Origin of the sequence: Duganella violaceipulchra, assembly GCF_019166075.1 — a bacterium.
In the GTDB taxonomy this organism is placed as follows: domain Bacteria; phylum Pseudomonadota; class Gammaproteobacteria; order Burkholderiales; family Burkholderiaceae_D; genus Rugamonas; species Rugamonas violaceipulchra.
In genome coordinates this window covers 113,822-128,824 of sequence record NZ_JAHTGR010000018.1, presented here as the reverse complement: position 1 = coordinate 128,824, position 15,003 = coordinate 113,822, and the positions used below count along the sequence as shown (strand labels likewise).

Below are 15,003 nucleotides of genomic sequence, written 5' to 3'. Positions count from 1 at the left end.
GCTTACTTACGCATGGCCAAGCTCAAACACCTGCCGTCCAATCCGCTGCTCGCCGCCGTGCCGCGCGAACATGGCGTTACGCGCCACTTCGCCTGATGTCAATTTCCACTGAAAACGGCATAGAGCCAAAACAAACGGCTATTAGAAAATAGCACCACCAATTATCCACGAAAAAATGGGCGTTGTTGGCATAAATCGAGTCTAACTGGGATTTCCCCTTTCCCTATGAATTCGCGCGATACGGACGGACTGAGGGCACGCCGGCGAGGTCATGCGACTGAGCACGCCCGCCCGAATGGCTACCTCGGTGATATCCGCAGCCCTTCTTCCAGTCCGGCCGACTGCTTTGGCCGATGACATCGATCGCGCCGTTGCGCCAAGCCGCGCGGGGTGTTCGTTTCGAACGGCGCACCGCACCATCGCGTGGCGGGATCGATGGTGTTGTCCTGCGTGCAGCAATCGCCGCATGGCATTGCCGGGTGTCATACGCGCCATCGCCGCCGACGACGCCGATTGGCGTATTGGCCGGGAACTGGTCGAGCGACTCGGGCAACACCTCGCCACCGCCAACGTCCTGGCGCGTCATCAGCGCGGCGCAAAAACTGGCCGGTGTTCGCGTCCATCGCCAGATGCACCTCACGCCGGGTGCGGCGCTTGGAATAACCGTGCTTGCACACTTTCCGTTCGCCCTCGCCAAACACCTTCAGACCGGTGCAGCCGTCCACCAGGTGCAGCGGCTCACCGCTGCACAAGACCGGCAGCACGACGTCGAGATCCCATGCGCGCCGGCACAGCGTCGTGTAGTTGGGCACCGACAGATCGGCGAAGGCGAGCTTGTTCATGTGCGCCGCGAAACCCTGCAGCGCGCGCAGCGGCAGGCGAAACACCTGCTTGAGTCCGAACAGCATCTGGATGATCGCGTCGGCGTAGACGTGTGGTCGGCCACGCTTGACGGCCTCGACCTCAGCTTCCCAATGCCACACGTATCGCCCTATCCAGAGATCGTCACATCACGTCTGGCGATCAGCCCGGCAAAAGACCTGCATCTACGCAAGTTCGTCCGAAGTTAACAGCCCTGCGGCACCAACTGTTGCGCATAAACGTTAGCATTGGTTGCCGCAGGATTTATACAACAACGCCATGTGAGCGATAGCATGCGAAAAAATCATATTTACATTATTGGAGTAGCGTTGCTTGGCTTTCTACATGCCCCTTTGAAAAGTGCTGTACCACATGGAGCCATCCTTCTGTTAATTGCCCTAGTTTATCTGGTGGCTCTTAGGATTGTCGCTGAAAAGTTTGGAAAACCATAGCTGCCGGTCCAATACGTGGGATGCGATCGGAAGCTCATGCTTTCTATCGATATCCTGGCGACGATGACCCGGTGCGAGGCTAACCGCAAGTTCGAAAGGGACGGTAGTGGGGAATCGGCACATTGGATGTCTACTTCCTTCATTTCAAGGTACTATTCTTTGGGCTGGTTTCTCCATTCAAGCTTCTGTTCTTCTATTCAAGGTCCTATTCGGACATAACTAGGATGTGCTGATGACGCTGCTGATATTGGGTTTGCTGATTTTCCTCGGGCTGCATTCGGTCCGCATCTTCGCCGACGACTGGCGCAACGCGATGCGCGCGCGCTTGGGCGAGAACGGCTGGAAGGGTTTGTATTCGCTGGCGTCGCTGGCCGGCTTCGGGCTGATCATCTGGGGCTACAGCCTGGCGCGCCAGCAGCCGGTGGTGGTGTGGTCGCCGCCGCGCTACATGGCGCACATCGCCGCGCCGCTGATGGTGCTGTCCTTCATCCTGCTGGTGGCGGCCTATGTGCCGGGCAACGGCATCAAGGCGCGCCTGCATCATCCGATGACGCTGGCCGTCAAGGTCTGGGCGCTGGCCCACCTGCTGGCCAACGGCACGCTGCACGACATCATCCTGTTCGGCAGTTTCCTGGTGTGGTCGGTGCTGCTGTTCCGCACCGCCCGCCGGCGCGATGCCGCCGCTGGCACCGTCTACCCGCCTGGCAAGGGCGTGGCGACGGCCGTCACGGTGGTGATCGGCATCGGCGTTTCGGTGCTGTTCGCCCACTGGCTGCACCAGATGCTGATCGGCGTGAAGCCGTTCTGACACCTCAGTTGCATTTACCCCGTATCACCGCCGCGATCACCCACGGCAGCGAGTAAGGCCCCACCACGGCGATCGGGCCGATGTGCGCCGGCTGCAGCTTGAGCGCGTCGCCGTGCAGGCAATCGGGCACCTTGGCCTGCTCGAAGGCGGCCGTCATCGTGTCATGCATGCTCGGCGCAGCGCTGCTGAAGGCGCCCACCGCGCGGTTCGCCGTGTCGACCGGATGCGGATCTTCAACGATGGTGGCGCGCACCGCCTTGCGTATCATCTCGTCTGACAAGGCGGGTGGCAGGCTCAGGTCGCCCGCCAACGGTGCGGGCGGCGCCTTTGCTGGCGCCGGCGGCGCTTCTGGCAAAGACCAGGCGGCCAGCGGCATGGCCGCCAACACGCCCGCAAGGATGGTGTTCCTCATGCTTGCTCCACGCCGGCCGCATCGCCGGCGGCCACGCGGACGGCGTTGCGCCCGCCCTGTTTGGCCGCGTACAGCATCTTGTCCGCTTGCATCAGCCAGTCGGCCGGCGCGCGGCGCTTGTCCATGAACGCCACGCCGATCGAGATCGTCAGCGGATGGCCGTCGATCAGCTTGGCCGCAGCCACCGCGGCCCGCAGGTTCTCGGCCAGGCGGCTGGCCGCGTCCAGCTCCGCGCCGTTGGCGATGACGGCGAACTCCTCGCCGCCATAGCGGAAGATGCGGTCGCTCGAGCGTGTATGCAGGCGCATCACCTCGCACAGCCGTATTAGCGCCTGGTCGCCGGCCGCGTGGCCGTGCAGATCGTTGACCTGCTTGAAGTGGTCCAGGTCCAGCAACAGCAGGCAGGACGGCAGGTGCGGACGGCGTTCGTCGGCGTGGTCGGCCAGCTTGCGGTCCAGCGAACGGCGGTTGCCGACCCCGGTCAGGAAGTCCAGCTCCACCTCGGTGTGCAGGGCCTTGTTCTGCGCGCCCGTGCGATAGGCGAAGATGTAGGCGAACAGGTTGACCAGGCCGATGGTGACGACGATGGTCAGCAGGTTCAGCACCGCCAGCTGCGACAGCAGGATCACCACCAGCGCCGCCAGCGAGACGCTGTTGATCGCCACCGCCAAGCCGGGACGCAGCACGAAGTAGCAGGCGATCATGGTCGGATAGACCCAGTAGATCAGCGACACGCCGCGCAGGTACACCGTGGCCAGCATGCCGGCCGAATAGAACAGCGTGACGCAGAAGCTGGCGACCCGGTGGCCGCCGGTGCGCCATACGTGCACGATCACCGCCAGCATGGCCAGCACCAACGCCATGTCGACTGCAGCCGACATCCACTGCTGCTGCATCAGGCGGTAGATCCCGAACGGCAGGATGCTGGGCACGCACAGCGCGCACAGCAACATCAGTATCACTTCTTCCATGCTGCGCTTGCGCCGGCCGTTCAGCCAGCCGAAGCGGCGCGCCGTTGCCTGGTCCACGGCGGACATCGCACCCGGCTTCAGGTCGGCTGCCCGGCGGTGTGGGCCGGCGCCGCGCCGCCATGCGGTTCGGCCTGCGGTTCGGCTTTGTGCTGGCCGGACAGGAACATATACATGGCCGGCACCACGAACAGCGTGAACAAGGTGCCGATCGACAAGCCGGTGAAGATCACCAGACCCATCGCGTGGCGGCCGGCCGCGCCGGCGCCCGAGGCCACCACCAGCGGCACCACGCCGAACACCATCGCCGCGGTCGTCATCAGGATGGGACGCAGACGGGTGGCGGCAGCTTCCTCGATCGCCTCGCGCTTGCTCTTGCCGGCCGCGCGCAAATGGTTGGCCACTTCCACGATCAGGATGCCGTGCTTGGAAATGAGGCCCATCAGCGTCACCAGGCCGACCTGGGTGTAGATGTTGATCGAGGCGTAGCCGAGGAAGATGAAGGTCATCGCGCCGAACAGCGCCATCGGCACCGAGAACAGGATCACGATCGGATCGCGGAAGCTCTCGAACTGCGCCGCCAGCGCCAGGAACACGATGATGACGGCGAACGCCATGGTCAACACGAAGCCGCCCGATTCGCTCATGAACTGGCGCGAACCACCCGAGTAGTCGACCGTGTAGCCCGACGGCGCGACTTCCTTGACGGCGTTGCGCAGGTATTCCAGGATCTCGCCCTGCGAGGCGCCGGTGACGCCGGAAATGGTCGCCGAGTTCAGCTGCTGGAAGCGGGTCACCGATTCCGGCTGCACGCTGTACTTGATGCTGGCCACGGTGCTGGCCGGGATCATGGCGCCGCTCGGGGTCTTGATGTAGAAGTCCAGCACGTCGGACGGGTTGAGGCGGTCGACCTGCTGCACCTGCGGGATCACCTTGTACGAACGGCCGGCGATCGAGAAATAGTTGACGTAGCCGCCGCCCAGCGCCGCGCCCATGGCGTTGCCGAAGTCCTGCTGCGTCAGGCCCAGGGTGGCCAGCTTGTCGCGGTCGACCTCGACGCGCGCCTGCGGCGAATCGATCTTCAGGTCGACATCGGCGAAGTAGAACTTGTTGTCCTTGCGCGCCTTGTCCAGCACCGCCTGCGCCACCGTGTTGAGGTTCTCGAACGGCTCGGTGGTGGTGATGACGAACTGCACCGGCAAGCCGGAGCTGCCCGGCAGCGCCGGGAACTGGAACGCCGCCACGCGGCCGCCGGCCACATGACTCCATTTTTCCTGCAAGTCCTGCTGGATCTCGTGCGCCGAGCGGCTACGCTTGTCCCACGACTTGAACAGCACGCCGCCGATGCCGGAATTGGTGGTCGGCACGCCGGTGATCTGGAACATCTGCTCGTACTCGGGCAGCGCGTGCGAGATGTCGAAGATCTGCTTGGCGTAGGCCTGCATCTGGTCCGAGGTGGCGGTCGGCGCGCCGACCACTTGCGACAGCACGATGCCCTGGTCCTCTTCCGGCGCCAGTTCGGACTGCGACATCTTGAACATCAGGCCCAGCAGCAGACTGAGGATCAGGCCCATGACGATCAGCACCGGCCAGGTGTTGAGCAGGCTGTGCAGCAGGCGCAGGTAGCCGTTGTGGACCTTCTCGAACACCTTGTCGATGGCCTTGACGAATTTTCCCTCATCCTGCTTGGCATCGAAGAAGTGGCCGCACATCATCGGCGACAGGGTCAGCGCGACAATGCCCGACACCGCCACCGCGCCGGCCAGCGTGAAGGCGAACTCGGTGAACAGCGCGCCGGTCAGGCCGCCCTGGAAGCCGATCGGCACGTACACCGCGATCAGCACCACCGTCATCGCCAGGATCGGGCTGCCCAGCTCGCGCGCGGCCATGATGGCGGCGTCGTAGGGCTTGATGCCCTCCTTCATGTGGCGGTCGACGTTCTCCACCACGATGATGGCGTCGTCCACCACCAGGCCGATCGCCAGCACGATGGCCAGCAGGGTCAAGAGGTTGATCGAGTAGCCCAGCATCAGCATCACGAAGAAGGTGCCGATCAGCGACAGCGGCATCGCGATCACCGGCACGATCACCGCGCGCAAGCTGCCCAGGAACAGGTAGATGACGATGGTGACGATGACCAGCGCCTCGACCAGGGTCTTGACCACTTCGTCGATCGAGGTGTTGATGAACTCGGTCGAGTCGTAGACGATCTCGCCGGTCAGGCCGTTCGGCAGCTGTTCCTTGATCGGCGGGAAGGCGCCCCGGACGCGCTTGGCCACGTCGAGGATGTTGGCCTCGGGCGCCACCTTGATGCCGATGAACACCGAGCGCACGCCGCTGAAGGCGACGTTGAAGTCATAGTTTTCCGACCCCAGCGTGACGGTGGCGATGTCCTCCAGGTGGACGATGGCGCCGCCGGTCTGCTTGATGGCCAGCGCTTTGAACTCCTCGACCGTGTGCAGGTCGGTGCCGGCGGTCAGCGGCACGGTCACCATCTGGCCCTTGGTGGCGCCCAGGCCGGTCAGGTAGTTGTTCTGCGCCAGCGCGGCGCTCACGTCGGTGGCGGTGACGCCGTGCGCCGCCATCTTGTTGGCATCCAGCCAGGCGCGCAGCGCGAACTGGCGCGCGCCCAGCAGCTCGGCGGTCTGCACGCCCTGGATCGAGTCCAGTTTCGGTTTGACCACGCGCGCCAGGAAGTCGGTGACATTGTTGGTCGGCAGCGTATCGCTGTAGAAGCCCATGTACATGGCGTCGGTGGTCTGGCCGGTCTGCACCGTCAGCACCGGCTGCTGCGCCTGCTGCGGCAGCTGGTTGCGCACCGAGTTGACCTGGGTGGTGATCTCGGTCAGCGCGCGGTTGGAATCGTAGTTCAGGCGCAAGGTGGCGGTGATCACCGACACGCCGCTGTTGGACGACGAGGACAGGTAGTCGATGCCCTGCGCCTGTGCGATGGCGCCTTCCAGCGGCTGCGTGATGAAGCCCGCCACGGTGGAGGCGTCGGCGCCGTAGTAGGTGGTGGAAATGGTGACCACCGCGTTCTGCGTCTTCGGATACTGGTTGATCGGCAGGCTGAACAGCGAACGCAGTCCCAGCACCACGATCAGCAGGCTGACCACGCTGGCCAGGACCGGCCGCTTGATGAAGATGTCGGTGAAATTCATGGCGCGGTATCCCTTAGTGTTCCTGCGGCGTCGGATTCGGGCTGTTGGCCGGCTGCACCTTGTTGTCGATCACGGCCGGCGTGCCGTTCTTCAGCTTGAGCTGGCCGCTGGTGACCACCGTCTGGCCTTCCTTGACGCCGGTCAGGATGGCCACCTGGTCGCCGCGCGTGGGGCCGGTGGTGACGAACACCTGCTGCGCCACCAGGTGGGCGTTGCCCTTGTCATCCTTGAGCGGCTCCTTGGCGTCGGCCGGCGGCGGCGCCAGCACGAACACGGTCGAGCCGTAAGGGTTGTAGGTGATCGAGGTCTGCGGCAGGGTCAGGTATTTCTTGCGCTCGCCCTGGTCCAGGCTGACGTTGGCGAACATGCCCGGCAGCAGCTGGCGCTTGGCGTTGGGCACCGTGGCCTCGACCTGCACGTTGCGGGTGGCGGCGTCGACCTTCGGGCTGATCGAGGTGACCTTGCCGGGGAAGCCCACACCCGGCCAGGCGTCGCTGGTCAGGCTGAGCTTCTGGCCGATGGACAGGCCGGCCAGCTGTTTCTGCGGCACGAAGAAATCGATGTAAACGGTATCGATGGTTTGCAGGGTCACCAGCTTGTCGCCGGGGTTCAGGTACTGGCCGGGATTGACGGCGGTGATGCCCAGCTTGCCGGCGAACGGGGCGCGGATGGTCTTCTTGTCGACCACGGCCTGCTGCTGCGCCACCAGCGCCTTGCGGCTCTTGAGGTCGGCGTCGTCGTTGTCGAGCTGGGCCTGGCTGATGGCCTGGGCAGCGAACTGCAGCTTGTCGCGCTTGAGCACCGAGGCCGACAGGTCCGCCGCCGCCTGCAGCGCGCGCAATTGGGCGATATCGGAATCGGCGTTCATCTCGAACAGCACCTGGCCGGCCTTGACCTCGTCGCCCGACTTGAAGCGCACCTGGCGCACCAGGCCGGCGATCTCGGTGGTGACGTCGACGCCGCGCACCGGCACCAGCGTGCCGACCGAGGTCAGCTGCGGCTGCCATTCGGAGACGGTGGCCTTGATCGCGGTGACGACCTGCGCGGTCGGCTTGGGCGAACTGGCGATCAACTTCTTAATCTGCAAATACTTGCCGAAGGCCAGCACGACGATCAGTAAAAGGACGCCGCCTATCATGATGAACATACGCTTGGTCATGTATCGTTCTCCTGCTTTTTAGTGTTGTTTGATATGTGCTTACTTGGCGCTGCCGTAGGGCGCGGCGGCCGACACCGCCGTGGCCGCCGGCACGCCGCCACCACGGTTCCACCAGCCGCCGCCCAGCGCCTGGAACAGCGCCGCCGTGTCCGCATAGCGGGCCGCCTGCGCCTGCACCAGCGCCACGTGGGCTTGCTGGTAGCTGCGCTGCGCGTCCAGCAGCACCAGGTAGCTGATGCCGCCCAGCTTGTACTGCTGGGTGGCCAGCGCCAGCGATTCGGCCGCCAGCGACTCCGCCTCGGCCTGGGCCTTGAGCGAGGCCGCGTCGGAGTCGAGCGCGCGCAGGCTGTCGGCGACGTTCTGGAACGCCGTCAGCACGGTGGCGCGGTACTGCGCCGCCGCCACGTCGTAGGCCGCTTCCGCCGCGCGCCGCCTGGCGCTCAGGGCACCGCCGTTGAACAGCGGCGCGGTCAGGCCGGCGGCCAGGTTCCAGGCCGTGGTCTCGGCGTCGAACAGCTTGCTGAAGGTTTGCGCCGACGAGCCGTAGCTGCCGCTCAGCGTGAACTGCGGATATTGGGCCGCCGTCGCCACGCCGATCGCGGCGCTGGCCGCGTGCAGCTGTTCTTCGCTGGCGCGGATGTCGGGCCGCTGGCGCACCAGCGCCGACGGCAGCGACACCGGCAGCGACTCCGGCAGGGTCAGCGAGGCCAGCTCGAACTCGGGCATGCCCGCCTCGCTCGGCAGCTTGCCGGCCAGCACCGACAGTTGATGGCGGCTTTGCGCCAGCGCCTTTTCCAGCGGCGGCAAGGTGGCGGCGATCTGCGCCACCTGGTTGCGCTGGCTGAGCAAGGTGTTGCGCGGCACGGCGCCGTACTGGAATTGTTTCTCGATCACGCCCATCTGCTGGTTCAGGGCGTCCAGCACGTCCTGCGTGGCCTTCAGTTGCGCGCGCAGCGAGGCTTCGCGGATGGCGGTGGTGACCACGTTGGCGCTCAGCGCCAGATAGGTCGCCTCGACCTGGAAGCGCTGGTAATCGACCTGGGCGCGCGCGCCCTCCAGCGTGCGCCGGGTGGAACCGAACACGTCCGGCGTGTAGGCGACGTTGACCGAGGCGTTGTACAGATTGAAGACGCCGCCGTTGCCGCTGCCGGCCTCGGACGTCTTCTGCCGCGCCACGCCCAGTTGGCCGTTCACGCTCGGATAGACCAGGCTGCCGGACTGGGCGTTATAACTTTCCTGCGCCTGGCGCAGCGCCGCTTCGGCCGCCGCCATATTGGGGTTCTGCTCCAGTGCGCCGCGTATCAGCTGGTCCAGCGCGGGCGAGCGGAACACCGTCCACCACTGCGCGGGAATATCCTGCCCCATCGCGAACTGCTGGGCGGCGCCGCCGACGCCGGCCGAGGCCGCCGTCCGGGCCGCCAGCGGCGTCGGGGTATAGCGCTCGCCCGCCGCGGCCGGAGCGGCCGGGGTCTTGAATTCGGGGCCGAGGGCGCAAGCACCCAATCCCGCCGCGACCAGTGCCGCCACACAGGCACGCAGGGCTTGCCGGTGGAATTGCCTGAAGTTCTGTTTTCTCACAAAAAACTCCCGCTGAAGGGTCATGCCAGACCAAAAGGTTAACTGAACTGCACTTTTGGCTGACATATTCGCATTTTTTACGTGCTGAGTGTGTTTTTTGTATGACATTCGCGCCATGCAACTTGCTGGGCGAAAAAAAAACGGGCGACGCCGTGTAGGCGCAGCCCGTTTTTCAGAGAAGACTGTGAGGGGTGATCAGGCCGCTTCCGCGGTGGCCACCACGCCGTAGGCGCGGTTGACTTCGGTCAGCGAAAAGGCCGACGGGCCGTTGACCACGGAATCGACCGCGCGCTCGCTGCTGCGGTAGGTGATCGGCATCTGGTAGCGGCGCAGCTCGTCGGGACTGATCTTGCCGTCCTTGTTGGTGTCGGCGGCCATGTCGACCTTGCCGCTGCCCAGCACGCCATTTTCATCGACGCCCGGCAAAGGATCGGGCGACACCAGATTGTTGTGCTCGTCAGCGCTGGCGTCGAGGCCGAACTTGGCCTGGAAGAACTGGGTTTCCGGACGCTGCACCAGGCGCTTCAAGCCTTCGTCGAACTGCTTCAACGCCAGCTTCATGCCATCATCGTCTGACTCCGCCACCGCCTTGACGACCGCGCTGGCCTTGTCGGCCGCGTTGACGGCCTGAATGTGGTCGTTTTGCACCGGCGAATTGAAGCCAGGCAGGGACAGATAGGCGGCCACCGATGCGCTCAAGTCCGCGTTGGTTTCGGCTACAGGCGTGGCGTTTTTCTTCGGCTCAAGCGTCTTCTCCGCGACCACGGACGCGGGAAGGGAAGCACCACCAATGTTGTTCACCATAATCATAATCGACTCCTGTTTGACGACGCCGGAAACTGTCGAGCAAAAAAAACTTCTACCCCGTCATTCTATCAAGGTTTCGACAACAATCAGCATTTTTAGCGGGCTGTAGAGCGAAAAAGTGTCTTTTTCCCATGCGAAACTTGCATTAAAGAATTGTTTCGATTTGCAAAATTAATCACTTAATGCCTGCAATAGTTTTTCCCCATCGGGGCAGCCCCACCCCGTGCACGCGTCCCACCCCGGCACCGCCTGTTGCGCGCCATTGTTGCCGTTAGTAACGTCCCTGGTGACGCCCCTGCCCTGCAAGGATCCATATAGCAGCGGATGCAGAAAGCCGACCGGCCGGCCGAGCCGCTGGTTGATCAGCGCCAGCAAGCCGGCCCACAGGGGCGCCACCGCGCTGGTGCCGCCGAACACCAGGTTCTGGCCATCGACCCGCACCTTGTAGCCGCTGGCCGGATCGGCGTCGCCGGCCACGTCCGGCACGCCGCGCGCGGCATGGCCGTTGACCACGCCCTGCTGGTAGTCGGGTACGCCGAAGAAGCTGCTGTAGCCGCCGCCGGTGGCGCTGTTGGGGCCGCTGTTCCACACGGTTTCCAGCGCCTGACCACCGTCCTGCAACAGCACCCTGGTACCGCCGCAGGCCAGCGCGTGCGGCGCCGACGCCGGAAAGTCCACATGCTGGGCGCCGTCGCTGACGCCGTCGGTGGAGCCGTTGTCGCCGGCCGCGCACAGGATGGTTACCCCCATCGCGGCGGCGTCGGCGAAGGCTTGCTCGAAGGCGGTCATGGCCTGCCCGGTCCAGGCCGATTCGGGCGCGCCCCAGCTGATCGAAATTACCGACGGCTGGTTGACGGCGTCGTGCACGGCGGCGGTGATGGCGTCGAGAAAACCGCGCTCGGTGTTGGGCGCATAGTAGACCGCGATCAGCGCGCCCGGCGCCACCGCGCCCGCCACCTCGATGTCGAGCATCACTTCGCCGTCGGCGCTGTTGGCGGTGGTGGGACGGTTCTTGGCGTGGTCGATGCAGACCGACTTGACGCGCGGCGCCGGCAAGCCCAGCTCGCCGAAATAAATCTTCAGGTCGCGCGGCCGGCTGCCGCCGCCCAGCTCGATGATGCCGATGCACTGGCCGCTGCCGTCCAGCCCCTGCGGAAAGTTGTACAAGCGCGCCAGCTGCGGCGGCGAGAACGCGATGTTGGCCGCCGCCGCCGAGGCGAAGCCGTCCGCCTGCAGGCGCTGGAACTTGGGCGTGGCCACCGGCCGGTCGTCCAGTCCGAACACGCCCTCGACCACGCCGGCCAGCGCGTCGGGCACGCTCAGCTCGCCAGTGCGGCCGCGATAGCTGCCGTCCGGGTATTCATACTCTTCCAGCTGGACGCCGAAGGCAGCGCTCATCTGCGCGGCCGTGCCGGCCAGCACCACACGGCGCTGCGCCGCATCGCTGCTGATCACCGCCATGCCGTGCTGGGCCGCGAAGGCCGTCACTTTGGCGATGTCGGCATCGCTGGCGCCGTGGGCCTGGGCGAACTGTTCGCGGCTGAGGTACTGGCGTTCGACCGGCTGGGCGTCAGCGGTGGCCGCTTGCAGGTCCAACGGCGCGCGGTCCGGCGCGGCGCGCAGCCGCACGGTGATTTCTATGGTCTGCGCGTCCGCTACCGGGCCGAGCGCGACCGCGCCCTGCAAGGCCAACTGGCCGCTGCCGGGAATGATATGGGGGGTGGATGTGGTGGCCATCGTAAGCTCCTTTCGATAGGTTGCTCACAAAAGATACTGGCCGCGATGGCCGCGCGATTGACGCAGCGCAGAGGAATCGCTGATAAAAACGCCCGCCCGTCTTGCTGAAATCTCATAATGGAGATATATTCCCACTTATGAGAAATGACATCGAATCCCGCCTGGCCCTGCGCCTGGCAGCCCTGCGCGTGGAACGCGGACTGTCGCTGGACGAGCTGGCCGCCGCCAGCGGCATCAGCCGGGCCACGCTGTCGCGCCTGGAACGGGGCGAGAACAGCCCCACCGCCGCCCTGCTGGGCAAACTGTGCACCGTGTTCGGTTTGCCGATGTCGCGCCTGATCGCCGAGGCCGAATCCCAGCCGGGCGAGCTGCTGCGCGCCGCCGACCAGGTGCTGTGGCAAGACCCCGATACCGGCTTCAAACGCCGCATGGTGTCGCCGCCGGCGCGCGGCTACGGCGTCGAGCTGGTGGAGGGCTGGCTGCCGGCCGGCGCCCGCATCGACTACGACAGCGCCTCCGTGCCCGGCATGGAGCAACACCTGTGGCTGCTCGAAGGCGCGCTCGATTACACGCTCGACGGCGTCACCCATCCGCTGCAAGCGGGCGACTGCCTGCGCTTCCATCTGTTCGGCGCCACGCGCTTTTTCTGTCCGGGGCCGTCGCCGGCCCGCTACCTGATCGCCCTATGCCCACCATAACCCAACTCGATGGCGCCGGCCTGCGCCGCCATGCAGCCGAGCTGGCGCAGGTGCTGCGCGACTGCGTGCTGCATGGCGCCAGCGTCGGCTTCCTGTTGCCCTGCCCATTGGAGGAAGCGCAGGCGTTCTGGCTGGCGCTGGCGCCGCAGGTCGACAGCGGCGAACGGCTGCTGTTCGTCGCGCACGATGCGCACGGCGCGCTGTGCGGCACCGTGCAGCTGGTGTTGTGCGGCCTGCCCAACGGCCGCCACCGGGCGGAGATTTCCAAGATGCTGGTGCATTCCTCGGCGCGCCGGCAAGGCGTCGCCCAGGCGCTGATGCGGCACGTGATGCAGCGGGCGCGCGCGCTGGAGTGCAAGCTGCTGGTGCTCGACACCTGCACCGGTTTTCCGGCGCAGGGCATGTACGAAAAGCTGGGCTTCGCCGTCACCGGCGTGGTGCCCGACTACGCCGCCCTGCCCGACGGCACGCTGGGCCCGGCCACCTTCATGCACCTGCGGCTGTAAGCGCGCCGCGCCTGTCATCGAGCCGTCACAAGGATGGAGTACGATGTCGCGGGCGCATGGTAGGCTATGCGCCGACGATCCCTCCCAACCTGACGACGACCCAACATGACAAAGAAACTGTCCCTGCCCGCACTCGTAATCGCGACCTCCTGCCTGGCGCTGCACGCCGCGCACGCCGCCGCTCCCGCCGCCACCGCCGCCTCGGCCCTGCCGAAACTGGTGGTGGTGCTGGTGGTGGACGGCCTGCCGAACGAGCAGGTGCAGCGCTATCGCGACCAGTTCGGCCAGGGTGGCAAGGGTGGCCTGCGGCGCATGCTGGACCAGGGCGCGTCGTTCAGCAACGCGCACCAGGCGCACGGCATCACCGTCACCGCGATCGGCCACAGCGCCGTGCTGACCGGCGCCTACCCGTATGTGCACGGCGTGATCGGCAACAACTGGATCGACCCCATCACGAAAAAATCGGTGTACTGCACCGAGGACACCAACTACAGCTACATCGGCGAAGACACCAAGCCTAGCGACGGCACCGCGCCGACCCGCCTGAAAGTCGACACGCTGGGCGACCAGCTGCGCTACGCCACCGGCAGCCGCAGCAAGGTGGTCACCGTCTCCGGCAAGGACCGCGGCGCGATTCTGCTGGCCGGCAAGACCGGCACCGCCTACATGTACATGGACAAGAGCGGCAACTTCGCCAGCAGCACCTTCTACATGAAGGCGCATCCGGCCTGGGTCCAGCAATACCAGGCCGGCAAGCCGCAGGACCGCTACTACGGCAAGTCGTGGACGCCGCTGCTGCCCGAGGCGGCCTACGCCGGCGACGCCAGCGAAGACCTGAACCAGGTCAAAGCGGGCACCCACAACCGCCTGCCCTACGCCTACTACAGCGAGAGCGGCGAGATCGACGCCGGCTACTACAACAGCCTGAAGACCGGCCCCTTCCTTGACCAGCTGACGCTGGACTTCGCGCGTGCCGCGGTGGAAGGCGAAAACCTCGGCCGCAATCCGGCCGGCGTGCCGGACCTGCTGGGCGTGAGCCTGTCGGCGCACGACTACGTCAACCACGCCTTCGGCCCGGAAAGCAAAATGTCGCACGACCACCTGCAGCGCGTGGACCGCATGCTGGGCGACTTCTTCAACTACCTCGACCAGCGCGTCGGCATGGACAATGTGCTGGTGGTGCTGACCGCCGACCACGGCTTCCCGAACACGCCCGAGTTCTCGCGCACCCAGCACATCGACGCCCAGCGCATCGACGGCGACAAGCTGATGAACGCGCTGGACCAGCACCTGTCGGAGAAATTCGGCGGCGCCAAGCTGCTGAGCGCCTGGTCGCTGCCCAACATCCACCTGGACTACGCGCAGATCGACAAGAGCGGCCTGAAACGCGAGGACGTGGAAAACGCCGCCGCCCGCTACCTGCTGGCGCAGAACGGCATCGTCGAAGCCTACACCCGCACCCAGCTTGAAAGCGGCGCCGCCAACACCACCCGCATCGCCACGCTGATGCGGCGCGCCTGGAATCGCGAAGCATCGGGCGACCTGATGGTGGTCGCCAAGCCTTACTGGTACTTCGGCACCGGCAGCAGCGGCACCTCGCACGGCTCGCCGTACGCCTACGACACCAATGTGCCGCTGATGATCATGGGCAAACGCTGGATCAAGCCGGGCGCCTACGGCCAGTATGCGGAAGTGGTCGACATCGCGCCGACGCTGGCCAACCTGCTGCACGTGCGTCCGCCGGCCGGCGCCGAAGGCCGCGTGCTGACCGAGACGCTGCGTTAATAAAAATTATTTACTTATTTGAAATAATTTATTGGCAATATTGTTAAATGCTGATATTTTTACATTTCCTA

11 protein-coding genes and 1 pseudogene are annotated in these 15,003 nt (G+C 65.3%); 4 read left to right on the top strand and 8 right to left on the bottom strand.

The features are described from left to right. Positions 1-201: 201 nt before the first annotated feature. Positions 202-1,033, bottom strand: a pseudogene (locus tag KVP70_RS27125) (IS5 family transposase); the annotation flags it as partial. A gap of 512 nt (positions 1,034-1,545) precedes the next feature. Here KVP70_RS27125 and KVP70_RS27120 point away from each other — a divergent pair. After that, positions 1,546-2,121 carry an NnrU family protein gene (locus KVP70_RS27120; RefSeq protein WP_217945523.1) on the top strand — a complete coding sequence of 192 codons (576 nt, stop codon included), beginning with the start codon at positions 1,546-1,548 and terminating at the stop codon, positions 2,119-2,121. Between the two features lie 4 nt (positions 2,122-2,125). Here the strand turns inward: KVP70_RS27120 and KVP70_RS27115 are convergent, their stop codons facing one another. The 7 genes from KVP70_RS27115 to KVP70_RS27085 form a co-directional block, all read right to left on the bottom strand. Next, positions 2,126-2,533: a hypothetical protein gene (locus KVP70_RS27115; RefSeq protein ID WP_217945522.1), complete on the bottom strand. Its 408-nt coding sequence runs from the start codon at positions 2,531-2,533 to the stop codon at positions 2,126-2,128. Beyond that, the gene (locus KVP70_RS27110; RefSeq protein ID WP_217945521.1) at positions 2,530-3,570 is read right to left on the bottom strand and encodes a GGDEF domain-containing protein; all 1,041 of its coding nucleotides are present in this window, start codon (positions 3,568-3,570) and stop codon (positions 2,530-2,532) included. Before KVP70_RS27110 ends, KVP70_RS27115 begins: the two co-directional genes overlap by 4 nt. Before the next feature lie 11 nt (positions 3,571-3,581). Beyond that, positions 3,582-6,662, bottom strand: a complete 3,081-nt coding sequence (locus tag KVP70_RS27105) for an efflux RND transporter permease subunit (RefSeq protein WP_217945520.1) — start codon at positions 6,660-6,662, stop codon at positions 3,582-3,584. 13 nt (positions 6,663-6,675) lie between these two features. After that, positions 6,676-7,821: an efflux RND transporter periplasmic adaptor subunit gene (locus KVP70_RS27100; protein ID WP_217945519.1), complete on the bottom strand. Its 1,146-nt coding sequence runs from the start codon at positions 7,819-7,821 to the stop codon at positions 6,676-6,678. Between the two features lie 39 nt (positions 7,822-7,860). Beyond that, entirely contained in the window at positions 7,861-9,423 is a 1,563-nt protein-coding gene (locus tag KVP70_RS27095) for an efflux transporter outer membrane subunit (RefSeq protein WP_217945518.1), read from the bottom strand. 171 nt (positions 9,424-9,594) lie between these two features. After that, a complete protein-coding gene (locus KVP70_RS27090) occupies positions 9,595-10,209 on the bottom strand; it encodes an EF-hand domain-containing protein (RefSeq protein WP_217945517.1) in 615 nt (204 codons plus the stop codon). Positions 10,210-10,377: 168 nt separating this feature from the next. Further along, positions 10,378-11,943: a S53 family peptidase gene (locus tag KVP70_RS27085; RefSeq protein ID WP_217945516.1), complete on the bottom strand. Its 1,566-nt coding sequence runs from the start codon at positions 11,941-11,943 to the stop codon at positions 10,378-10,380. 137 nt (positions 11,944-12,080) lie between these two features. Between KVP70_RS27085 and KVP70_RS27080 the strand changes: the two genes are divergently transcribed. The 3 genes from KVP70_RS27080 to KVP70_RS27070 all read left to right on the top strand — a co-directional run bounded on the left by KVP70_RS27080 (position 12,081) and on the right by KVP70_RS27070 (position 14,932). Continuing rightward, positions 12,081-12,641, top strand: coding sequence for a helix-turn-helix domain-containing protein (locus tag KVP70_RS27080; protein ID WP_217945515.1), 561 nt, complete (start codon positions 12,081-12,083; stop codon positions 12,639-12,641). Continuing rightward, the gene (locus tag KVP70_RS27075; protein WP_217945514.1) at positions 12,629-13,147 is read left to right on the top strand and encodes a GNAT family N-acetyltransferase; all 519 of its coding nucleotides are present in this window, start codon (positions 12,629-12,631) and stop codon (positions 13,145-13,147) included. Before KVP70_RS27080 ends, KVP70_RS27075 begins: the two co-directional genes overlap by 13 nt. 105 nt (positions 13,148-13,252) lie before the next feature. Continuing rightward, positions 13,253-14,932, top strand: a complete 1,680-nt coding sequence (locus KVP70_RS27070; RefSeq protein ID WP_217945513.1) for an alkaline phosphatase family protein — start codon at positions 13,253-13,255, stop codon at positions 14,930-14,932. Positions 14,933-15,003: the final 71 nt, after the last annotated feature.